Raw genomic sequence first — 24,075 nt, forward strand, 5'->3', positions numbered from 1 at the left:
AGAGCGTCAGAAATCGGACCCCGTCTCGACGCTACGTCGAGGGGTCCGGCGTCCGGGGCGTCGGCTCGTCGTCCGTCACCGGTGGGCTCGACCAGTAGTCGTGGTCGTCGTCCGACCGGAAACACCGAACGCGGTGGCCCGAGCCGAGATCGTATGATTCGGGCGATTGTCCCATACAGGCGTCTCTGGCCTCCGGACAGCGCGTGTGGAAGCGACAACCCGATGGCGGGTTCTTCGGATCGGGAATGTCGATGTTTCGAACCGGCGGTTCCTCGGCTTCACCGACCGTCCTCAGATCGGGCGTCGCCCACCGAAGCACCTTCGTGTAGGGGTGCTGTGGATCGTTGATGATCTGCTCGGGCGGTCCGACCTCGATGAGTTCACCGAGATACATCACGCCGATCCGTCCACCCGCGTGGGAGGCGAGATAGCGCGCGTTAGCGAGGTCGTGTGAGACGAAGACGAACGACGTGTTGAACTGGCCCTGTAGCTCCAACATCAGGTCCATCATGTCGACGCGCAAGGAGACGTCGAGCGCGCTGATGGCTTCGTCGGCCAGGATGAGATCCGGATCCATCAACAGCGCACGGATCAGGGCGATCCGCTGTTGTTCTCCACCGGACAGCTGGTGTGGATATCGACCGGCGTAGTCCGCTGCCGGCGTCATTCCGACCGCTTCGAGCATCTTGACGATCTCCCGGCGCCGGTCGCCCGAACTCATGTCCGGCTGCCACCGTTTCAGCGGTGCCTCGAGCGTCCCCAGTACCTTTCGGTTGGGATTCAACGAGCTTCCGGGGTCCTGATGGATGATCTGGAGCGAGCGCCGGATCTCGTTGTAGGGAATGTCGACGTCACCCGAGCCGTCCTTTGCGTCCCAGATGTCCTGCCCGCGGTAGTTGACGCTGCCCCCGGTTGGCCGCTGGAGACCAATCGCCGTCTTGCCGAGCGTCGTTTTTCCACAGCCGGACTCACCGACCAGCGCAACGACGTCCTGTTCCCCGATATCGAGCGAGACGCCGTCGACCGCACGAACGACGTCGGTATCGCTGAAGTCGAACAGTCCGCTCTCCGCTTCGAAGTGGACTTCGGCGTTCTCGAGCGACACGAGCGGCTCGTCGCTCATCGGTCTCCCTCCGGTGAGGTCTGGTCCTGGTGATTCATCTCAGTTCGGGTGCGTGTCCGGTCGCTGGTTTCCGGTCGTTGCTGTCGGTTCTGCGTCTCGCTTCCGACCTGTTTGCGGTGGTTGAGCGAGATCGCGTCGACGGCATCCTTCCAGTGATGACAGTCGACGGTGTGAGCGGCGGTTATCGGCTCGCTCGCGGGCGCTTTGGCGACGCATCGGTCGGTCGCGAGCGAACACCGGGGATGGTACGAACAGCCGGTCGGAACGTCCACCGGATCGGGCGCGGAGCCGGGGATCGGCCGCATCTCCTCGAGCGGCGCGTCGAGGTTCGGCGTCGAGTTCAGGAGTGCACGGGTGTACGGATGGCCCGCGTCGTGAAGGAGCTCCTGGGTCGGTCCCTGTTCGATCAGCTCGAACGCGTACATCACGGCCAACCGGTCGGCCAGCTCAGCGACCAGCGGCAGGTCGTGCGTGATGAACACCATCGTCAGGTCGTACTTCGACTTGAGCTCTTCGAGCAATGAGATGATCGATCGCTGCATCAACAGATCCAGCGCCGCCGTCGGCTCGTCCATCACGAGCACGTTGGGCTGAAGGACGACCGAGAGGGCGATCAGCGTCCGCTGTTGCATCCCCCCCGACAGCTCGTGGGGATACGAATCGAGGACGCGCTCGGAATCGAGATACAGATCGGAGAGTAACTCGTGCGCTCGGCTCATTCCATCTCGCAGGGAATAATCGTGGGCCTCGAGGGTCTCCTCGAAGTGGTCGCGGATCTTCATCGTCGGATTGAACGAACTCATCGCGCCCTGGAAGACCATCGCGATCTCCTCCCAGCGAAGCCGCCTGAGTTCGGCGGGCGTAAGGTCCAGTACGTCGACGGGATCGCCGTCCTCCGGATAGTAGGTCACCTCGCCGGTGAGTACACCGGGTTCGACGACGGCGTCGAGCGTCGACGAGGCGAGCATCGACTTTCCGCTGCCGCTCTCACCGACGACGCCGAGGATCTCTCCACGTTCGATCTCGAGCGAGACGTCGTCGAGCACTCGCGAGACGCCGCGATCCATCTCGAAGACGACCTCGGCGTTTCGGATCTCCAGAATCGGATCCGAGACACTGTGCGACTGTTCGTCCGTCACTGTCGTTTCGTGTGTACTCATAGTGCACCACCTCCGGTCGTGATCTCCTCGTCGTCGTCCGTCTTCTTCGAATTGCTTCCGCGGGCACGGACGCGTGGGTTGAACAGTCTATCAGTTCCCTGTGAGAACAGGATCAACCCGAACGACAGCCCCACGACGAAGATCATAGGAACGAACAGGAGGTGAGAGACCTCCGGGATGACGAGGGCGTTGTTCTCGTAGCCGATGTTCATCATCACACCCCAGTTTTCGATAGTCTGGACGGAGATCACGCCGAGGAAGTACAGCGCGACGCTGTCGTAGATGACGCGACGGGCCATGCTGGTGAAGTTGATCAGGATGTACGGCATCAGGTTCGGCAGAACATCCTTCCTGATGATCGTCGGCGTTCCGACACCCATCGTCCGCGATGCCTCGACGTAGGAGTGTTCGCGGATCGTCAACACTTGTGAGTGAATCGTTCGTGCGAGCCCCGCCCAGGCGTTGACCACGATGATGATCCCGATGAGATAGGGACTGCTGGGATCGATGAGGACGATGAGGACGATCACCAGTGGAAGACCGGGAATCGTCATCAGAACGTCCGATATCGTCATCAGCGACCGTTCGGTGAGGCCGCCTTTGTATCCGGCGAGCGTCCCGACGACCGTTGCCAGGGCGGTAGCGAATACCGCACCGGCGAGGATCATCTGGAGCATTCGCGGGGTCGCGTGGATCATCGCCGCGAGGAGATCACGCCCGATCATGTCCGTTCCGAGGGGGTAGCTCCAGTCCTGGAACGGCGCGAGTCGGATCGGCCCGTCCCCGCGAGCGGGTTCGATGATCGTGATCCGATCGAGAACCAGGAACTCCGATGTGGAGACCCAGGCGATCGTGCCGATCACTAGGTACAGCGAGATGATGGTCAGGCCGACCTTCGTCCGCCAGTCTTCCCAGGCGACCACGAACGGCTCGTATATCGATTGGGTGAACACCTCGGACAGCCGCTGGCTCGTCGTGACCTCGGTGAACTCCGACTCTGCGAACATCTGTCCGCCGTCCGCACGATACTCATCGGTGGCGTCGGATTCGCTCGTTTCGGTGCCGTACAGCGCCGATCCATCGAATCGGGATCCGTCGTCGCCGGAACCGGTTCTGTCGTCGGCCGACTCGTCAGTACGATTCACTGTCATCACCCGATTTGATCCGTGGATCGAGCCAGCCGTACGTCGCATCCGCGATCCACAGCGAAATAACGACGGCGATCGTTACGATCAGGAACGTTCCCATCATGAGGTAGATGTCGTTGTGTTCGATCGATCGGAACATCAACCAGCCCATGCCCCGATACTGGAAGATCTCCTCGAGGATGATCGCCCCGCCGAACATGAACCCGATCGAGATCAGCAGGGTCGTCCACATCGGGAGAATCGCGTTCCGCCCGACGTACCGGAGAGCGATTCGCCGGTCCGGAATCCCCCGGAGTCTCGCGACGCGGATGTACTCCTCACCGAGCGTCTGGATACTGTTTCCGCGCATGGTCAACGCGATGATACCGAATCCCGTAACGACGAACGAAAGCGTCGGCAACGTCGCGTGATACAGGACATCGAAGACGAAATGCAGCGAAAGTCCCGGATCAGTCGCATCGGAGTGTGTACCCCGCGCTGGGAACACGCTCAAGCGATAGCCAAGAACCGCGATTAGTAGGACTGCCGCGACGTAGTACGGGATCGAGTTGAAGAAGATCGAAACACCGGTTAACGCGGTATCGAACCTCGAACCCTCCTTGTACGCCATGAGTGCGCCGAGTGCGAGCCCCAGTGAGAACATCAACGCCATACTGAGCGACATGATGAGGATCGTCCACGGCAACACGGCTGCGATCTCGGGCGCTACCTCGGCCTGTCTAAACGTCGAGTAACCCAGATCACCCTGTGCGACGCTCGTGAGATACTCCCAGTAGGCGACGTGAATCGGATCGTCGTAGCTGGCCGGGATGCGCGCCTCGATCATGCGCTCGAGTGCCGACTGAGACATGCTCGGATTGTGGCGCTGGGCCTGCTCGCGGATCCGCGAGCCCGGATCGCCGGGTAGCCCTCTAATAAGTGCGAACGATATCGTGATCACTGCCCAGATGGTGAACAGTGCCTGTCCAGTCCGTTTGAGCCACCAGTTCATGGAATATTCAACCAACTCGTGAGATAATACTCGGAAAGCAACATATATACGTGTACCTGTTCGCTACTCGGTCGCCCACAGCTGGCCCTGCTTGGGGAGCCAGTGGAGTGGCCACTGGTTGTGAACGTCCTCCGCGTCGGTGGAGAAGTTCCAGCCATCGTAGCTGAGGAACGACTGCTCGAACCCCTCGGTGAGCGGAACGGCCGGGAGGATCTCGTTGTAGAGTTCCGCCAGTTCCTGAACGATCTCCTCCATCTCCTCTTGATCCTGCGTTCCAGCGAAGTCGTTGAGTCGTTCGTGGGTATCGATACCGTCGAGTTCCTGTGGCAGGTTGTTCCACGGTCGGTTCTCCTCGTCGGCGAACTCCGTATTTCGGTAGACGTGTTCGAACGAGAAGTACGGCCAGAACCCGTTCATGCCGCCCGGAATCCATCCTTCGATGACAATCTCGAAGTCACCTTCGGGCAGCCGTTCGCCCGTGATCTCCGGACGCGGCGTGACCGCCATCGACACGTCGATACCGAAGTCGTTGAGGTTGTCGATCGCGGAGTCGGCTGCGGTGATCCAGTCGGTCCAGCCACCGGGTGCGAGAATGTCCGCCTCGAGGGCGTCACCGTCGCGCTCCCAGACACCGTCGTCGTTGCGTTCGTATCCGGCGTCCTGGAGCAGCGATTCCGCCGCGTCCTCGCCGCCAGTGTAGGTGTCGAGCGGGTCCTTGTCGATCCACTCATCGACGAGCGACGTCGAGATTCCCGACGGGGTTTCGACGTGTGCCTGAGTCGTGTCTCCGACGGCCTCGACGGCTCGTTCTCGGTCGACGATGTGGGCGACCGCCTGCCGAACTTCTCGCTGTCCCCAGTGGGGGTCGTCGTGATTGAAGACGAGTCCCGGGCCGAATCCCATCGCGGTCGGAATCATCTGCCAATCGTCTCCCAGTGCATCGACCGTCTCCGGAGGAACGAAGACGCTGTGCATCGCATCGAGTTCACCGGACATCATGCTCTGGTGGTACTCGTTGTTCCCGCCTCGGAATCCCATCTCGTAGCCGGCGAAGTTGATGTTCTCGTCGGCGTCCGGGTGGGGAACGATCTCCTGACCGTCGATTTCCACATCGGAGTGTCGCACGCGGAATGAGATATTCTGGGTCGCACGTTCGTCCTGGACGACCGTGCCGCCTGCGATGACTTCGTCCACGTCGTCGTCGCCACCCAGACCCATCGGTGTAAACGACTGGATGTTCCCGATGTCGGGGTCGTCCATATCGACGAACTCACCCCACATCTGTCGTGGCGTATCGATGTGGTGGTGCAAGAGTGACTGTTCAACGATGAATGGGTTTGTTCCCCCCGGATACGAGATCTCGAGCGTCGTGTCGTCGACGGCTTCGTAGTCGTCGATAAACTCGAAGAGCTCTTCGCCCATCTCCTCTCCGATCCGTAGCCGGTCCTCTAGGTCGTCCGCCGTGATCGGTTCTCCGTCGCTCCAGACGAGGTCATCACGGAGCTCGACGGTGAACGTCTCCGGTTCCGCGTTCCAGTCGACGGCCGCGTGGGGCGTCCACTCCTGGGTGACGTAGTTCCACTTCGCCAGCTCCGGGAACATGGAGTTGTTGATGTGGGTCGTGCCGTCCCAGAGGTGGTTGTTATACTGAATGTCGGCGGGGTCGAAAAACGAGTTGGCGGTTCTGAGTCGGGCCTCGGAGAAATCCGGTGCCTCATCGCGTGAACTCGATCCGTTTCCGTTCCCGTTCCCGTTTCCAGTTTCTTCCCCACCGGAACAGCCCGCAAGTGCTGCTGCTCCCGCGATACCCGTTAGTTCCACGAACTTCCGTCGAGAGACTATCTCACCGTAGTCCCCATGCGATTGGCTGTCAACCATACAACTTGGTGGTTGATTTGTCATTATATAAAAGTTCTCATTTATTACTCAACATCTTGATATCGATGGAATCGGGACGGTTCCGACCGAGTGTACAAAATCGCTATCGGTTACCGACTGGTTCCAAACCGATAGCGCTGACGTGAGAGTGACAGCGGGAACGAGCAGGGGTCGTCGGGTCGAGTGAATCGCTCCCAATCGAACACCGGCCGCTGCCGTCAGGACCAGCCACGGCGCTTACCGGTCTGCGAGCCAGTCTGCGGTCTCGGAAGCGAGTTCGCTGACGGCCTCGTCGTCCGCTCGGTCAGCCAGCGAACGAAGGGGAGCGACCGCTTCGATCGCTTCGGCAAACCCGAGGGTCCGAACGACACGAGCCCGGGTCGTCGGCGTCCCGTCTTCGAGCAGCGCCACCAGCGAACCGATCGGGATCTCACAGTCGACGGCGTCGGCTTCTGCGACGTGTCTGAACACCTCGACCAGCGCCTGACGAACCGGATCTGCGCTTTCGTCGAGTTCATCCGTTATCGTCTCGAGTCGGTGGGCAATGGCGGCCGGATCTACGGAAGCGACGTGAACCAGAAGGTGTGCGAGTATCTCGCGAAATGCGATCGATAATCCCCTGTCTCGGGTCCGGGCCTCGTTCATCGTTCGCAGTCGATCCGGACTGAGATTGTCTCTCTCGAGCGCGTCCGATCCCATCGGGTCGACGGCCGCGTTTTCACGGAGGAGATCGACGAGATCGTCCGCGTGCTCGACGAAGATGTCGGGATACGGTTCCGCCAGCGGAACCAGCGCTGAGGCCGCCCTGAAACGGTAGCCGGGAGACGGATCGTCGAGTCGATCGATAATTGCCGGAGCGATCGGACGGACGGCATCCGGTTCGGTCTCCCCGACGAGCGAAAGAACCACCAGCGCCGTACTCGAGGCGATCGAGTACGAATCGTCGACGCGGTCACGAACGGAGTCGACCACTGGTCGAACCCGATCCGGATCCGCCTCACAGACGAGTGCCAGCGTTCGTAACGCGGTGTGTCGCACGTGTCCGTTTTCGTGATCGAGCAGGGGCTCGAGTTCGTCTACCTCGACGGCGACGGGGTTCGTTCCCGCCTGCTCGAGGAGTTCCATCGAGCGGGTCGTGAGATCGCTCATTGGTACCATCCTCGGTGGAAAGCCCTTAACTTTGTTCGTCACGACGCTCGCTCGAGGCGTCCCGAATCAACGTCTTCCTCACCGAGCGAGGCGAAAAATTCGAGCGACGTGGGAGAAATCGGTCACAGTCGGTGTTGTCGACACCGCCACAGCGTCAGTCCGGTCGCGACGAGCAATCCACCCAGGATCCCGAAGTTCAACAGCACGATTACGAACGTCTCCGCGGTTCGATCGATCGAGACGAACGCGAACGTATTCAACACGAACAACACGAGGAGAATAGCGAAGAACGTCGAGAGTATCGGCCGATACGTATTGATCACGCTCCAGAAGCTGGTTCGGGCGCTCATCGGCCGCCTCGATTGCGACCGCCGTCGATTCGTAATCGGTTCATATTCTGGACATGCGCACTCGGGTGCATAAAGGTACTGCGTCCTCGAGCGGATCGGCCAGTACACATTTATAGGGGTGCTGATTAAGTACGTTCCGTAGGACAGAGTGCAAAAATAAGACATGAAAAGGAATGTTTTCTCGCGTCTCGTCCCGTCAGTTATCAGGCGACGGCTTGGTGTAAAGTTCGCCGTGTCGATTCTGATAGTGTTGCTTGCGATCGGAGCCGCCGGAATGGTCGGATACGCACAGGTCGATCAGACGCTCGAAACGGAGACACAGGAGACACTCGAGTCCGCAGCGTCCCAGCAGTCCGACGCGATGAACGAGTGGCTCCAGGTCCGCGAGTTCGAAGCACGAATGATAAGCGAGTACGAAGGAGTGACCGCCGAAGATCCGTCGGCGGTCGAAGCGGCGATCGAACCGCGCCAGGCGTCGCTCGATCGAAGCGGGATCCACGTAATCAACGTCGAAGCGGAAACGATCGTCGCCAGCACCTCTCTCGAAAACGGCGCCTCGTTCGACGATCACGACTTCCCGTGGGCACGAGGGAATCTCGATGACGAGTTCTCCGGTCGAAGCGACGTGTGGATCTCCGATCAGTCCTATCAAGTCCCCGGCGGTGGCCAGACGCACGCCGTTGGCTTCGCTACGGACGTCTCGGGGACCAACCGTATCGTCGTCCTGGACGCCTCGCTCGAGTTGCGAAACCAACAACTCGACGACGGGGTCCAGTGGACGTCGTTCGTCAACGCCGACGGCGATCCGGTTCTGCTCGCAGAAGACGACGCCTCCGACGACTTCGACCGAGATGCGGTCGCCGCAGCCGCCGAAACAGGCGACGGACAGTTCGTCAGGGACGATCCGGTCCAGGCGTATCAGTCGGTCGACCGGACGGACTGGGTTGCGGTCACGAGCATCCCCGAATCGGAGGCGTTTGCGGTCCAGCAGACGGTCGGAATGAACGTGCTGTTGATCGTCGCCTCTGCACTCGTCGCGCTCGTGTTCATCGGCGTCGTGCTGGGTCGACAGACCGTGTTCCCGCTCCACCGTCTCCAGTCGAAAGCTACACAGATGGGATCGGGCGACCTGAACGTCGACCTGACCACATCGCGCGTCGACGAGATTGGCCGGTTCTACGCGGCGTTCGACGATATGCGCGTCTCGCTGCGCGAGCAGATAGAAAAGACGGAGACCGCACGCGAGGATGCAGAACGCGAGCGAAAGCGCGTCGGCCGACTGAACGACGAACTCGAACACGCGGCGACTCAGTACAGTACAGTAATGCAGTCGGCCGCCGCCGGCGATCTCACCGTCCGAATGGACGCCGAAAGCGATAACGACGCGATGGTCGCGATCGCTGCGGAGTTCAACGAGATGATTACCGAGATCGAATCCACCATCGACCGTCTCAACGCGTTCGCCGCCGAAGTCGCCACCGCATCCGAACGGGTTACCGCCTCGAGCGAAGAGGTCCGGTCCGCATCTGAACAGGTTGCGCAAGCCACCCAGGAAATCTCGACAGGAGCCGAGCGACAACACGAATCGCTGCAGACGGCAAACCAGGAGATCGAACAGCTCTCGACGACGACACAACAGATCGCCGCTTCCTCGAATCAGGTGGCCGACATCGCAGCACGGACAGCCGACACCGGCCAACGCGGACGGCGGGCCGCGACGGCTGCGATCGACGGGATGGACGAGATCGAAACCGACGTCGAGGGAACGGTCTCGGAAATCCGCCAGCTCGAAGACGAGGTTCAACAGATCGACGAGTTGATCGACTGGATCAAAGAGATCGCAAAGCAAACGAACATGCTGGCGCTGAACGCCAACATCGAAGCGTCACGGTCCGTAACGAACGAAGAGGACGGCGGCTTCGGTGCGGTCGCAGAAGAGTTCAAAGAGCTCTCGAACGACGCCAAATACGCTGCCCAACAGGTCGAAACCCGTCTCGAAGCCATTCGGGAACAGACCGAACGATCCGCAACGGAGGTCACCGAGACCAACGCCGCCGTCGACAGCGCCAGCGAGCGGGTTCAAGACGCCGTCGACGCCCTCGAAGCGATCGCCGAATACGCTCGAGAAACCAATGAGGGAGTCCAGGAAATTTCGGCTGCGACCGAAGAGCAAGCCGCGACGACCCAGGAAGTCGTTGCGATCGTCGACGACGCAGCGACGATCAGCGACGAAACCACTGCCGAGGCGGAATCCGTAGCCGCTGCCGCCGAAGAACAGACCTCCGCGATGAGCGAAGTGTCGGAATCTGTCTCCGATCTCTCCGGTCAGGCGACTCAGCTCTCCGAAGCGCTCGATCGGTTCGAAACGGAAACGACGGGTGATGAGATCGAGTCGACGCTTCTGGCGGAGCCAGGTGCTGAACCCGATATCGACGAGGATCGGGGCGAAAACGGAGGGGAGGGCACGGACGACGGTCCGATGGACGATACTCGAGGAGCCTCCTTCGAATTCGACCAGTAACCGACTTCCCAGCGGATCGGTTATTTCACTGACGCTCGAGGTGCGTGCGAACGCGATCGACGACGTAGTCGCGTTCGCCGTCCTCGAGACACATCGGATTGATCGTCACGACGGCTTCGTCCAGGCGGTCCGCACCGACGAATATTCGCGGGGACTCCGATCGAAGCCCGCGGACCAGTTCCGTCGCAGAGCAGGCGGCTGTATCGGAATCCACGTGCACTTCGACCTCAGATGCAACCGAGGTATCACCGCCCGCAACGAGTCTCGTCTCGACGCCATCGACGGATTCGATCGCCTTCGAGATGTATTCGGCGTCGCTGTACCACCGGTCCCGAAGCGCGTTCGGATCACTGTCGAGGAAGGACTCGAGGGCGACGATGAGGCCGACGAGTTCTTCCTTTCCGACTTTCATCGGCCGGCCGATTCCCTGGCGGGGCACGCCATCGATCTCCTCGAGATCGATCAACTGCTCCGGCGGTTCCCAGACTTCGCTCGCGGCGTGCATGTCGAGATGCTGGAGGGCGATCGACTGAATCAGGTCCGTGCGTCCCGCGACGAGACCGGTCGTCTGGGGGCCCCGGATCGCTTTGCCGCCGCTGAAGACGACGAGATCCGCGCCATCCTCGATGAACCGTGATAGGTTCGATTTCGGCGGGAGTTCGGCGGCCGCATCGACGATAACGGGAACGTCGTGCTTCGCCGCGACGTCGGTAACAGCCGACAGCGGCGGTTCTGTGTAGGACTTTTGGACGTAACCGATGGCAGCGGTCCGGTCCGAAATCGCGTTTTCGATCTCCCACAGTTCGACGGCCGTCGAACCGGTTCCGAGCGCTCGATCGTTGGTCCCGACGTCGACGATCGTCGCCCCGGCCGCCCGAAAGGCGTGGTCGTAGCCGGTCCGATGGGTCCGTGGCATGATGATTTCGGCGGGCACGCCGGACGTATCCGGCAGCTGCGTCATGGCATCGACATCGTTGCCAGCCATCGCCGCGGCGGCGGAGAGAAGCATACCGGCATCCGCACCGGAGGTTACGTAGCCGGCTTCCGCACCGGTGACCTCGGAGATGAGATCGCTCGCGTTTGCCTGTAGATCAGAGAGTCTCACGAATTCGTTCGCAGCGCGTTCCATCGCCTCGAGTGCCTCCGGACGAATTCGACTGCCGCCGATTCGGGTTTTCGTACCGGTAGCGTTGACGACCCGGGGAACACCCAGATCGTCGTAGACAGTTCGGTCTCCCATTGCTGGTAACAGACAAATTCAGGCCGCTATATATATGTTCTGTTGAACGCAACGGGAGACGGGAGTTTCGCTCTGAGAAATACGAGGCGGGTGAGCTGGTCCGACACTGTCGGCAGAAAACCACGCTGCAACGCGCTCGAGAACCGAGTGTGCGAGTGGCGCACCGGATTGTCACAGCAGACACCGGTCTACCCAATTCCTCGCTCGCTTGAATACTGTGAGAAGTGTTTCTATCTGAGAAACACAAGGGAGACGACCTCGTTGGGTTACATCGGTACACTAGTAAAAAAAGTGGGTGGAAAGAGAGGAGAGGGGTTCATATCGGATCCTATATACTGGAATTTTCGCACATAGAAACAAGAGAAGATTCAGTTTTGATGCACGCAGCCGAGTTCGGGCAGTGGCGTCACCGATGACAACGAGGAGACGGACGTGGTAGTGATCATGCCCTGTAGGCTCATACGCTCGAACGTTGGTGCGAAACCCGATATCGTGATTCTCTGTGGCGATTCGATCGAGTGGTGTTGCGAAGATACCTCTATAATTCACAGTTTTCAACCCTATATGTGCTGAAAGGATCGGACAAGAACCTCTGAGGATACGGTTTTGAGAAAACTATCGACTTTCGTTCATAAACTGTCGGAGAAATCGACGTTCAGGACAGCGCTGCCGCTCCCGGCCGAGCACACCCAGAGAGAATGAGCAGGTTAGTCGGGAGGGTCGAGACCGTAGCTCTTCTTGGCGAACGTTAGGAACGAGTTCGCCGTGATCGTCGGCTTGTCCCCGACTTCACCGTCCAGTTCCAGCTGTACGAGGATGTCCACGAGCCGCCAGCAGTTGTAGAGCACGCACGCGAACGCGAAGTTGAAGTACCGGAATCGGTGATCTGGCGATTGCGTCTCCGCGAGGTACGTCTTCAGCTTCTTGAATCCGTTCTCGATACCCCAGCGTCGCTTGTAGCGGACCATCAACCGGCCGATCTGGTGTTTCATCTCCCGCTCGTCCGCGGGATCGACGTCCACCCACGGGAGGTTCGTCTCGAAGGGCACCGTCGGCGCTTCGACCCGCACCGGTTTGTCAATCTCTTCCTCGTTAGCGACCTCGTTGAGGAGGTTCCCTAACAGCGAGTCGCCGTCGCGGTCTTCCGAGAGCGGCGTCGCGTCGCCGACGTCCTCGAAGTCCTCGATGAGCTCCTGTCGAATCGTCACGTCCGTCCCGTCGTCGTCTTTCTCTTCGCGTTCCCACTCACGCTTCGGGAGATAGACCGCCTTCCGCGTTGGCCCGTTGTCAAGGCGCTCCTGTTCGACCACGTCGAAGTCCTTGTCCTCGCTGGCGAGCTTGGCGATCTGATGTTCGTGATCACTGCTGGACCGCACGACCCCAGGGTTGAGGTAGTGGACGTCGTGGTCTTCGCAAGCGTCCTTCACGCCGTCGTTAGCAAACTCGCGGTCCATCATCACGAGGTCCAGCCCAGGAACGACAGCGGTCGCGCCGTCGAGGAGATCGTCTACGATATCAGCCCGATTCCGGCCACGTTCGACTGGAACGGCATCGAGGATGAGCGGGACGTCGTGGCCGACGAGCTTGATAACTGCCCACTGGAAGAACGGGCCGTCTTCGCCCTTGTACCCCAGAATCCACGGCTCTTGATTCTCCCCGCTACTGTCGCGGGTGACCTTGCCTCCCCACGGGGTCCCCTTCGTAAGGTCGAGCGCTGTCATCTGTTTTCGGCCCATCTTGTCCTTCGGTTTCGCCCGTGCAATGAGCGTTCGTGCGGTCTCCCGCAGCATCGTCCGGATTCGCTCGACTCCGAGGCTCTTCGTCTGAAGTCGGTGAGAGTCACCCGACGGCGTTCGTTCTCGCGTCGAGTCCTGTGCGAAATTTCCAGCGCCATCGTTTGGGTGAAGATCCGAACCCATCCCGAGGTAGGCCTGCTGCTCCCAGAACAATCCGTCGGGGATCGAGGCGTTGTCGCCGCGATCGAGGTGGAAGCAGTCCTCGACGATCGGTTTCGCACCCTTCCACACTTCGCGGGCCTTCTCGCGGGCGAGTGTATCACTTGCTCTTCGATCGCGTCACCGTCCCGGTCGGTTGATTGGGCAAGAACTCGGGTTTGGGCGCGGAATGTCGTGGTAGCGGGCGATGTCGACGACGATTTCGGCGGCGTCCCGAACTGCCTCTTGCACGTTGCCGAGGCGATCTTCCCACGCCCGCCAGAGCGTAGACTGGTCCGGGATGTCCTCGAATCCAAGCTGCGTACAGAGGAACGGATTCTGCTTCAGGTACCGGTACAGTTTCGTTGCGTTCTTCCAGCCCCTTACGCAGCGGAGGACATGCGCTCTGAACACTGCTTCCCAGGGTTTCGGATCTCCCTGTTGGTGGTCGTAGGTATCGTAGAATCGAAGGTAGCACGCCGACACTTCGGACACGAGGTCCTCGAGCGTGGCCGATCGGTCGTATCGAATCTATTGCTGTACGGATAACTACGGAGAACGCCGTCGACCATCTCCTTGAACGTCATATTGAAGGACCGCGCTTCCACGAGACCGCCGGTATTCGTGGTGAAGACCCCCTCTACTTCGTAGTCTTTGGGCGTAGATTCTCAGTCCGCGCTATCAAGACGCCTCGTCGAATCAAGGTGTTCCCACCATCCGTTCTAGTTTAGCAGATCGAGGTATCCAGAGCCGCCAAGCTAGAATCGTCAGTAACTAGGAATGTGGGGATCCGGTGGAAAGTGTGTACAGCAGCGTGTTCGGATGGATCGTGTAACTGCGCCGACTGGCGCAGCAACACTCGACAGACGCTCATACTGATCCGGTCGAACGCCTTACATAACGTAGATGGTGTGGGGAGATCGGCCGCGCTGAGGCCGATCTCCCCGGTCATTTGTAACATCTACTTGACAGGTCAATCGTCATTCGGTAGGACGTATCGAGGTAAATCCGCAGACAATGCAGGGAAACGAGGGCATAGTCGGCGAATCCGCCACCACCTTCCGGGGCGGCGGATTCGCTTCCATCGCCAGTAACGTTTTGAGCAATCGGCACAACTTCCCCAGTGAAGCGGGAGATTTGCGTCATAGACACTCGCAGCCTCCCGCTTCAACTCCTTTGATTTACTGACTCGTTCCGCTTCCGTCTAGTGATTCAACGCAGCCGTTAAACTAGAACGGATGGTCGTCCGACAGACCGTATCACCGTTCGCGTTCCCACTCTAAACGTGATCTCTCTGCAGTTGTTTTCTGCCGTTGGGAACGGTACACTGGATCAGACCGTCGATGCCCTCCAGCTTTAGAGCGATTGTCCTGTCCCAACGACTGATAGTGACTTGGACGAATCTTTACCGGTCAAATACGTCCAGATCTTTGGCTCATTGTAATTGATAAAAGCGGGCTATTCACTTGTGAGCAAGGGTATGCGTGACCACTCAGTCCGGAAAGTGGTCGCTGTTGGACTATGCATTATTTCCTATCTTCGCAGCACGTCGATCGAATATTTATATCTCACTATGAGGTGTATTCGGGGCTGAGTACAAAAAGAGGACACGGTACGAAACACGCAGATCAACGAGCCCTGCATACACCACCGCGTACTGTGGGACTCAAATCATCGGCCCGGACTCAGAAGCCGGAGCGAAATCCCCACACCGGTGGTGACGATCATCGCGGTCATGTTCTAGACCGGGATTTGGCGTCCCGACTCACCGTCACTCGAGGGACAAGCAAAGGCAACGATTGCTATTGCACGTCGACGACCACCAGTTCGAATGATGGTCGTACAATCAGTGAAATCCCTACGTAGTCGGTCTCTCGAGTGTGATTGTCGGTGACGGTATTTTCGGATACCAGATTGCATTGTTAAACTGTGATTTAACTAAGTGAGGGCTGCAGGACGAATATTGACACCAGTAGTAGATAGAACGGATCTCTGTGCGAGATGTGGATTGATCAATCCTATCTAGCTATATCAAATGTGGGGTGTCGCGATAGGCACCGAGGGGACCTACGGTGGTTCGTCGGGATACTCTTCGGTTTCGAAGACCGTCGCCAGCGGGTGATCGGCACGTCTGGCGGTGAAAAAACGGCTGTTGTCCTTGAGACGAGGCCGATAACAAATCCCAGGGTTGGTCTCGAGTCACCCCTCCGAAACCGATCCTGAACACGCACAGAGGATGTCCAGACGGCTGCCGGCCGACCGTACTCCACGATCTCGCATTCCGGAGTGACATTCGGGTAGTTTTTAGTATCGTTCCTCGAATGATTGCCATCGATGACGGATGAATCAGGAACCGTTCGCCGTTCTCCGGTCGTCCGCGTCGCGGCGGACGTCTCCTCACAGCGGGCCGACCGCGTCTGCGAGGTCGCCCGCGACGCCGCGGATGCAGTTCCGGTCGTCCGCACGGGACCGACCGGTGTCGACGCCATAGAGCCGCTGGTTCTTTTGACCGACGGAGGACGGACCGTCCTCTTCCCCGATCCGGCCCCGTCCGCAGTCTCCGACCTCGTGACGGCGTTCGAGTCGGACGGCGTTCCAGCGGCGTCGACCGACGCGACGGTCGACCACGATCCGGACGCGACCGCGTTACCGACCCCCGAAACGGGCGCGCTGTCGGTCGGCTGTCGGCGCGTTCTCGGACCCTGCGGCTGGGCCGACCCGCTCGAGCCGGCGGACCACGCGCTCCGCTCGAGCGAGCGACACGCTGGCACGGTCGCGGACGTGGGAATACTCGGCCGCGGCAGGGGTGACGCCCGCGAGGACGAGCCGGCCGCTGACGCGTGGGAACTGGCCCGTGAGACGGACGGCGACCCCGTCGTCGTCGTCAACGCGAACGAACCCGACGACCGACACCGAGCGGACCGAACGCTCCTCGCGGGGGCCCCGATTGCGGTCCTCGACGGCGTCGCGGCCGTCGCGGCGTACGTTGGGGCCGAGGACGCGGTGATCTACCTGAACGAACGCGACGAAGAACTCGAGCGCCACCTTCGACGGGCCGTGGACGCGGCCGCGGACGCCCTTTCGATCGTTCCCGAGGTGGTCGTCGGTCCCGACGAGTACCGCGCCGGCGCGCCGACGGCCGCGCTCGAGGTGATGGAGGGTGCGGACAGGATCGAACCGCGCCGGAAGCCGCCGACGCCCGCCGAGTACGGGCTCTACGGCCGCCCGACGGTCGTCCACACGCCGCGGACCTTCGCGCAGGTCCAGCGAGCGCTCCGCGATCCGGACTCGTTCGACGCGGACGCGCCCGATCCGGGAACGCGGCTCGTGACCGTCACCGGCGACGTCGACGCGCCGGCGACCGTCGAGCTCGATTCGGCGACGGAACTCGCGGCCGTTCGCGAGGCCGTCTCGATGACCGGCGCGTTCAAGATGGCCTGCGTCGGCGGCGTCTTCGGCGGCATAACCGCCGACCTGGACGTCGTCGACTCCGAACCGGCGATCGCGGCGGCCGGTCTCGGGACCGACGGCGTCGTCGAACTGCTGAACGACGACCGCTGTCCGGTCGCGACCGCTGGCGAACGGGCGCGGTTTGCCTCGCTCGAGAACAGCGGCCGATGCGTTCCGGGACGTGAAGGGACGAAACAGCTTACCGAACTGTTGCGCGAGACGTATCTGGGTTCGTTCCGGAGCGACGAGATCCGCGAACTGGGCCGCGTCATGTCGCGCTCGAGCAACTGTCGAATCGGAGCCTGCGCACCGCGGCCCGTGATATCGGCGATGAACGAGTTCGAACCCGAGTTCCGGGTTCACGCGGACGGACGCTGTCCGAACGGAACCTGCTTCGAAAACCGATGAGTATGGACGATCCACTTCCGAGAGTACCGGCGATCGACGACCCGAGAGAACGGACGCCGGTGACGGCGACGTTCGAGACCGGAACGGCGAACGACCCACCCGTCGGCACCGCCGGCGACAGTCCCACGACGCTTTCGATCGACGGAACGGCGGTGACCGTTCCGCCCGGTTCGACGATCATCGACGCGATACAGGCGATCGACGACGGGGTCGTGACCGTCGGCCCGGGAACCGACGCACTCGAGGACGCAGCCGACGTTCCCGCTCTCTGTTACTACGATCGGGACGGCGACGGGGCCGACGAGATCGGTCCGAGAAGCGAGTGCCGGACCTGTATGGTCGATACCGACGAACGGGGCCTCGTCCCCGCCTGTTCGTATCCGGCCGAGGACGGGTTGGCAGTTCGGACCGATACCCCGAACGCCGAGGAGAGCCGGAGCGTCAACCTCGATCTCGTTCTCTCGAACCACAACCTCCGCTGTACGACCTGTAACGGGAACGGCCGGTGTGAACTGCAGGACGCCGCGATCGACGAGGGCGTCGACCATCCGCGCTACGGCGTGTTCGCGGACCGAGACGAGTACGAGCCGATCGACGACACTTCCTCGTTCATCCAGATCGACCGGAACAAGTGCATCCTCTGTAACCGGTGCGTCGACGGCTGCAACGACGTGCAGGTGGAGGGCGTCCTCCGGATCGAGGGCCACGGCGAGGACACACGGATCGGGTTTCAGTCGGAGGCGGAGACGATGGCCGAGTCGGAGTGCGTCTCGTGCGGGCACTGTGCGACGGTCTGTCCGACCGGCGCGCTCACCGAGAAGGGGATCGGCGGCGTCGGAACGCTGCCGCTTCCCGGCTTCACGCAACGCAATTCCATCGGAACGGTCGTCGAAACCGACGACGTCGAGACGCTGGACGAGACGACCGCGCCAAACCGAACCCCCGCTCCCGGCGGAGCCGACGGCCCCCAATCCGCCGGTGGACCGGACGGGGACGAATCGACGGGAGTCGCTCGCTACGCACAAGCCGCCAGGGACCGGGCGACGAATATGGCCGCCGAGTACGGCCACAGGGCGATGCTGGCCGGCGAACACACCGCCGAACGAATCGCGATGGCGTCGCTGTCAGAGGGGAGGCTCTTCGACGTCGCCGATCTCGTCAGCGACGTCCGTCTCGATCGGATCGACGTCGAGGAGACGACGTGTGGCTTCTGTGCGGTCGGCTGTCGGTTCGAGATGGTAGGGAAAGACGGCGAGACGCTCGGCGTCGAACCGGTCGAAGAACCGTCCGCGGCACCCGCGAACGACTTCTCGACCTGCGTGAAGGGGAAGTTCGGCCACGAGTTCGCCAACAGCGAACGACGGCTGACGGAGCCGCTCGTCCGAACCGAATCCGGCGAATTTACGGCCGTTTCGTGGGACGAGGCGCTCGAGTACGTCGCCGAGAACCTCGATCGGATCCAGCGCGAACACGGCGTAGACGCCGTCGGCTGTCTCGCCTCATCGAAGGGGACGAACGAGGAAGCGTATCTCGTCCAGAAGTTCGCCAGACAGGTCCTCGGAACGAAAAATATCGACAACTGCGCCCGTCTCTGTCACTCCTCGACGGTCGCCGCGCTCCAGCAGACGGTCGGCTACGGCGCGATGACCAACCGCATCAACGAGGACGTCGGCGAAGCGGACGCCTACCTCATCACCGGCTCGAACACGACCGAATCCCATCCCGTTCTGGCGACGCGGATCAAGCAAAACGTCCGTGATGGTGCCGACCTGCTCGTGTTCGATCCGCGCAAGGTCGGAGTCGCCGAACACGCCGACCAGTACACCCGGACCAGACCCGGCTACGACGTTGCCTGGATCAACGGGCTGATTCGGTACGTCGTCGAACACGACCTCCACGACGAGGCGTTCGTCGAGCGCAACACCACCGGCTTCGTGGACCTCCGCGAGAAGGTCGAGCCGTACACGCCCGAGCGAGTCGAGGAACTGACCGGCGTTCCGGCGGACGAACTCGAGTCGGCCGCCGAGACGCTCGCGGCGGCCGACACCGTCGTCTTCGGATGGGCGATGGGAATGACCCAGTCCAGCCACGGCACGCAGAACGTCCTCGCGCTCGCGAACCTCGCGCTCGCGCTCGGTCAGGTCGGGAAACCGGGTGCCGGCCTCTCCCCGTTCCGCGGCCAGAACAACGTTCAGGGCGGCGGCGGTGACATGGGAACGTTGCCCGGGAGCCTCCCCGGCTATCAGGATCCGGCCGACGACGACGTCGGAGCGACGTTCGCGGACGCCTGGGGCGAGCGGCCGCCGGCAGAACCGGGACTCACGGTGCCGGAGATGTTCGACGAAGCCAACGCCGGAAATCTTCGGGGGATGTACGTCGTCGGCGAAAACCCGGCGCTCTCCGAACCGGACGTCGATCACGCGGGGGAGGCCCTCGAGGCGCTCGAGTTCCTCGTCGTCCAAGACATCTTCATGACCGAGACGGCCGAACACGCCGACGTGGTGCTCCCTGCGGCGACGTCGCCGGAGAAACACGGAACGTTCACGAACACGGAGCGGCGAATCCAGCGCGTCCGGCCGACGGCCGAACCGCCCGGAACCGCGCGCCAGGACTGGGAGATCACCCAGGAACTCGCGAACCGGCTCGGACGCGACTGGGCGTACGATCACCCACGGGAGATCATGGACGAGATCAGCGACCTCGTGCCGATCTACGGCGGCGTCAGCTACGAGCGACTCGAGGAGGGGCCCCAGCACGGCCTCCAGTGGCCCTGCCCCACCGAAGATCACCCGGGAACTCCGTACCTGTACGACTACGAGGACGGAAACTTCAACTTCGACGACGGACTCGCGCGGTTCGTCCCGGCGGACAGCGGCCACCCCGGCGAGATTCCCGACGAGGAGTATCCGCTCACGCTCACGTCCGGTCGCGTCCTCTATCACTGGCATACGGGACAACTCACCCGCCGCGTGGAGGGGCTCATGAGCCACGTCGGGGAGAGCTTCGTCGAGATCCATCCGGAGCTGGCCGCGAAACTCGACGTCGCCGACGGGGACTACGTTCGCGTCGAGTCCCGCCGGGGTGAGATCGTCGTCAGAGCGCGGGTCTCCGACCGCGTCGACGCGGGAACGCTGTTCATCCCGATGCACTTTGCCGCCGGCGCGGTCAACAAACTCACCCAGAAGACGTTCGACCCCCGGTCGGGGATCCCCGAGTACAAGGTCTCGAGCGTCCGCGTCGAAGCGCTCGGCCCGGAGACCGACGCGGACGTGCTTCGGACGCCCGACGTCGGTGCGGGCGGCGGAACGGCCGTCGACGACTGACGCCGCTCGCCGGAGTCAGGCGGTGTGAGCGACACGGCGGTTCGTCGAGGCGCTCGAGGCAGTCGGTAGTATCGTTCGGGTCCAGGGTTCGAATGAGGGGCGACGAGACCGGTTCCCGCGGTCCTTGCGTTGTGACGCGGTACCAGGCGGTGACGTGATCTCGGCGGCTCGAGTTGATTCCGTCGTCGACTCGAACAGCACATCCAGCGCGGCCGAGTCGACGGAATCGATGGGCTTCGCTCGATGTTTCCGTTGGTTTAGACGATCGAACTGACGATGGAGGACGACAGTCTATTTACATTCATACTATTGTAATTTAGTGGAACGGGATTAGCGGGTAGTATGGATTTGTCTATGACAAACAGCCCGGACCAATTGCGTATCAGGTGTGGGAAGGAGGCGCATGAGAGAGGGACATCTAGCAGGACCGATACTCCGTTCGCCGGAAAAGTGGGAGTTTGTCAATGACAAAATCAACGGGGTGGACGAGTAGCCGGCGATGCTTTCCCCAAAAATCAATCACGTGACAAAATTACCGGCTGAACTTTACAGTTACCAGACCATTATTACCCTTCGAAACCGAGAAGGTTCGAGCGGGTCCGTGCGTGATGACGACGAGAGGATCGTTCGCCATACACAAACACGCACGAGACGACGACATCGTGAGAACGCTTTCCTAACTACATCGAGACGGGGTCCAGCGTGACAACCGGCGGGAAACTCATCAGCGCCCCGAATGACGGATCGAACGTAACGCGGATGGGGTAGACGCCAGTTTTGGTACAGAACCCCCCGCCCAATAACTGGTCTCGAGATGGACAGCACGCAGGAAAAGCGGCGATAAGCGCCCTGCGGCAACGTGGGGACAACCGAAACGACGGAAATCGGGCTGGCGGTCGTCTACAGGTCCTCGGCGTTACGCCAGACGTTCCACGTGTCGGGGGACTGCGGCCACTGTCGTGCGGGGCGGCCGCCGTCCTCCGGTGCTTCTTCCATCTTCGCGGTTAGCTCGATTGGATAGCCGTCCGGATCCGGGAAGTACAGGAAGATGTTGTTACCGGGACCGTGTCGACCAGGTCCGCGATAAATCGGATGGTTTCGAGCCTCGAGTTCATCTGCAGCATCCCGGATCGACTGATAGTTCGGAACTTCGAACGCGATGTGATAGATCGGGCCCGTGGTGGGGAGCATCGGTGGTCCGCCCTCGGGGAGATCCTCCTCGAACTCGTGAAGGTCGAGTTCGAGTTCTCCTCGCTGCTCGAGGACGTCGAGTTCCTCATCGGAGTACTGCGTGATGTTCATTTCGTGGTGGTCGGCCTGCTCTGAGACGGCAGGAGTGCGCAAGAACGCGACCGTGTCGCCGATTCGATCCGACACCGCCATGTTCATCACGTCGGTGTAGAACTCGATCGTCTGCTCGATATCCCGTACTTTGATCGCTACGTGGTCTAGACCCATATTATCAACGACCATGCAGTATACCCTCGAGCGAGGTATATTGAGTTTTCCGGTTCCAGCGGAGAGTAGTTGATAGCCGACTATCACGAGCGACGATCACGTCGACGTTGCCAACAGCCCGACTCCGACGACGACCAGAACGGTGCCGCTGATAACCTGTGGCGTAAACGGTTCGCGCTCGCGCAAGAACACGAACGTAAATACGAGTGCGAACAGCGGCGTCGTATTGAGGATCGGCGTGACGATCACCACCGTTCCCGAGCGCAACGCAGCGTACAGACAGATCAGTCCGAGACTCGAGGCGATTCCGGCGAGAACGAAGTAACGAAGGTCGGCAAACGGAATCGACAGCGCCGCTCGGTGGTTCGACGCGACGGCGAAAAATGCGGCCGCGACGAGCCAGGACGTCGTGAGGTTGACCGCGGCACCGACGGCGGGTTCGGGAACGAGTTCCATTCCCACGTTTCGTAACAGCTGGACGCTCCCGTAGATGACTGCGCCCGCGATCGGGAACAGTAGATCGCGATACCGGACGTCAACTGCAGAACCATCACCGCGGCCCGCAGTGGCAAGTAAGATTCCACCGGCGATCGCCGCAAGCGCTCCGACACCGCCCTGACGGGTCAGCGTCTCTCCGAGCAAGAGGATAGCAAGCACGACCGAAACGAGCGGATTCGAATTGCTAATCGGCAGCGTGAGATTGACACCGACCCGCTCTAGACCGATGTAGTTACAGAGACGACCGATGACGGGCGCGAACAGACCGGCGAGGATGAAGTATCGCCACGCCCAGAGATCGACCGTTACGTCGTAGAGCGCGAGGCTGATCGCCCAGAGAACGACGACGTTGACACTGATCGTCGCGAACATGGCCGCCATCGGCGTCGATCGTTCGACTCCGAATCGGACGAGAACGGACGAGGTAGCGAACGCGGCAGCCGTCCCGAGCGCGAGAAGGACCTGAACTGGAAGCTCCATCGAATCGGACTCCGAAAGACTCGCTTACGTTCCGACGTCGATCGCCGTCTCGAGACTCCGAAGCTTTTCGATCGCGGAAATCGCCGCCAGATAGCTGGTCTTCGGGTTCGTAGGCGACGGAACGTTCTGAACGGTCGTCTCGATGTGTCCCATGTCTCCGTCAGCACTGATCCGGTGGACGTTGTTCTCCTCGTCGGGATCTGCGACGATTCGAACGGCCGTCTCGTCGGGGCCGATCCCCGCGAGGCTGAGCGCGACCGCGACGTTGATGTTCGACGGGAACGCCGCCGCAGCCTCCGTCGCCGGTCCCTCGAAGATCACCGTCGGCTCGTCGACGGCCGAGAGATCGATCCCGTTTTCGACGACGTAGGGAGCACCCTCGAGGCCCGCCGGCGGCTTCGTCGTGGTCAGCGAAACGGACTCGAGATCACCTGTCAGAGCCGCCGCCTTGATCGCATCGAGGCCGGCGATCGCTCCCGACGGCGCATAGAGCCGGCCGTCGCTCTCCTCTGCGGCGGCAAATACGTCCTCTCGGAGGTCGTCTGCGGCGAGCGCACCGACGCTCAACAACAGACAGTCCCGGTCGGCAGCGAGCGCATCTGCGGCGATTTCCTCGACGGCGGTCTGTCCCGCGGCCTCGAGAACGAGGTCCGCCTCGAGGAGTTCCGACGGCTGGGTTGCAGCGGTCGGTTGGGACCGGTCGTCGAAGAGGTCTCGAATCGCCGTGACGTTCTCCGGATGTCGGTCGTAGACGACCGCAAGGTCTGCCGACAGCGTGCCATCAGCGATCGCACGCGCGATTTCGGTCGCAATCGTTCCACAGCCAAAGATACCGATCGATCGCGTCATATCACCGGTTCTCGAGGGCAGACTAATAATTGTAGTGGGATCGAGACGGGTAGTACTGATGACAGGGGACCGGGACGAATAATGCTGAGTAACAAGCGAGAACAGCCGCAGGCAC

Annotated in this window: 14 protein-coding genes and 2 pseudogenes; 3 read left to right on the top strand and 13 right to left on the bottom strand. The window is 61.3% G+C overall.

Annotation, left to right across the window (positions count from 1 at the left end):
* Positions 1–31: 31 nt before the first annotated feature.
* From EA462_RS17825 to EA462_RS16010, 7 genes are all read right to left on the bottom strand, one after another.
* Entirely contained in the window at positions 32–1,123 is a 1,092-nt protein-coding gene (locus tag EA462_RS17825) for an ABC transporter ATP-binding protein (protein ID WP_124179580.1), read from the bottom strand.
* The gene (locus EA462_RS17830; protein ID WP_124179581.1) at positions 1,120–2,283 is read right to left on the bottom strand and encodes an ABC transporter ATP-binding protein; all 1,164 of its coding nucleotides are present in this window, start codon (positions 2,281–2,283) and stop codon (positions 1,120–1,122) included. The genes EA462_RS17825 and EA462_RS17830 overlap by 4 nt, the downstream gene beginning before the upstream one ends.
* Complete coding sequence (locus tag EA462_RS15990) at positions 2,280–3,434, bottom strand: ABC transporter permease (protein WP_243641453.1); 1,155 nt, start codon at positions 3,432–3,434, stop codon at positions 2,280–2,282. Before EA462_RS15990 ends, EA462_RS17830 begins: the two co-directional genes overlap by 4 nt.
* Positions 3,415–4,422 carry an ABC transporter permease gene (locus tag EA462_RS15995; protein ID WP_124179582.1) on the bottom strand — a complete coding sequence of 336 codons (1,008 nt, stop codon included), beginning with the start codon at positions 4,420–4,422 and terminating at the stop codon, positions 3,415–3,417. Before EA462_RS15995 ends, EA462_RS15990 begins: the two co-directional genes overlap by 20 nt.
* Before the next feature lie 63 nt (positions 4,423–4,485).
* The gene (locus EA462_RS16000; protein ID WP_165872110.1) at positions 4,486–6,300 is read right to left on the bottom strand and encodes an ABC transporter substrate-binding protein; all 1,815 of its coding nucleotides are present in this window, start codon (positions 6,298–6,300) and stop codon (positions 4,486–4,488) included.
* 237 nt (positions 6,301–6,537) lie between these two features.
* Positions 6,538–7,449 carry a HEAT repeat domain-containing protein gene (locus EA462_RS16005; protein WP_124179584.1) on the bottom strand — a complete coding sequence of 304 codons (912 nt, stop codon included), beginning with the start codon at positions 7,447–7,449 and terminating at the stop codon, positions 6,538–6,540.
* A 122-nt stretch (positions 7,450–7,571) separates the two neighbouring features.
* Positions 7,572–7,799 carry a hypothetical protein gene (locus EA462_RS16010; protein ID WP_124179585.1) on the bottom strand — a complete coding sequence of 76 codons (228 nt, stop codon included), beginning with the start codon at positions 7,797–7,799 and terminating at the stop codon, positions 7,572–7,574.
* 232 nt (positions 7,800–8,031) lie between these two features.
* On the opposite strand from EA462_RS16010, the gene EA462_RS16015 reads away from it, so the two are divergent.
* Complete coding sequence (locus tag EA462_RS16015; RefSeq protein WP_165872111.1) at positions 8,032–10,320, top strand: methyl-accepting chemotaxis protein; 2,289 nt, start codon at positions 8,032–8,034, stop codon at positions 10,318–10,320.
* 25 nt (positions 10,321–10,345) lie between these two features.
* Here EA462_RS16015 and EA462_RS16020 read toward each other — a convergent pair whose 3' ends face one another.
* From EA462_RS16020 to EA462_RS16030, 3 genes and pseudogenes are all read right to left on the bottom strand, one after another.
* Positions 10,346–11,560, bottom strand: a complete 1,215-nt coding sequence (locus tag EA462_RS16020; protein ID WP_124179587.1) for an aminotransferase class V-fold PLP-dependent enzyme — start codon at positions 11,558–11,560, stop codon at positions 10,346–10,348.
* 707 nt (positions 11,561–12,267) lie between these two features.
* Positions 12,268–14,081: pseudogene (locus EA462_RS16025) on the bottom strand (transposase).
* A 218-nt stretch (positions 14,082–14,299) separates the two neighbouring features.
* Positions 14,300–14,640, bottom strand: a pseudogene (locus tag EA462_RS16030) (IS5/IS1182 family transposase); the annotation flags it as partial.
* Positions 14,641–15,828: 1,188 nt separating this feature from the next.
* Here EA462_RS16030 and EA462_RS16035 point away from each other — a divergent pair.
* The gene (locus tag EA462_RS16035) at positions 15,829–17,352 is read left to right on the top strand and encodes an NADH-ubiquinone oxidoreductase-F iron-sulfur binding region domain-containing protein (RefSeq protein ID WP_124179588.1); all 1,524 of its coding nucleotides are present in this window, start codon (positions 15,829–15,831) and stop codon (positions 17,350–17,352) included.
* The gene (gene fdhF / locus EA462_RS16040) at positions 17,349–20,675 is read left to right on the top strand and encodes a formate dehydrogenase subunit alpha (protein ID WP_124179589.1); all 3,327 of its coding nucleotides are present in this window, start codon (positions 17,349–17,351) and stop codon (positions 20,673–20,675) included. Before EA462_RS16035 ends, fdhF begins: the two co-directional genes overlap by 4 nt.
* Before the next feature lie 900 nt (positions 20,676–21,575).
* On the opposite strand, the gene EA462_RS16045 is transcribed toward fdhF, so the two are convergent.
* The 3 genes from EA462_RS16045 to EA462_RS16055 form a co-directional block, all read right to left on the bottom strand.
* Positions 21,576–22,148: a VOC family protein gene (locus EA462_RS16045; RefSeq protein ID WP_124179590.1), complete on the bottom strand. Its 573-nt coding sequence runs from the start codon at positions 22,146–22,148 to the stop codon at positions 21,576–21,578.
* Positions 22,149–22,229: 81 nt separating this feature from the next.
* Complete coding sequence (locus tag EA462_RS16050) at positions 22,230–23,111, bottom strand: DMT family transporter (RefSeq protein ID WP_124179591.1); 882 nt, start codon at positions 23,109–23,111, stop codon at positions 22,230–22,232.
* 24 nt (positions 23,112–23,135) lie between these two features.
* Entirely contained in the window at positions 23,136–23,960 is an 825-nt protein-coding gene (locus EA462_RS16055; RefSeq protein ID WP_124179592.1) for an aspartate dehydrogenase, read from the bottom strand.
* Positions 23,961–24,075: the final 115 nt, after the last annotated feature.

The organism is Natrarchaeobius halalkaliphilus, assembly GCF_003841485.1.
Lineage (GTDB): Archaea > Halobacteriota > Halobacteria > Halobacteriales > Natrialbaceae > Natrarchaeobius > Natrarchaeobius halalkaliphilus.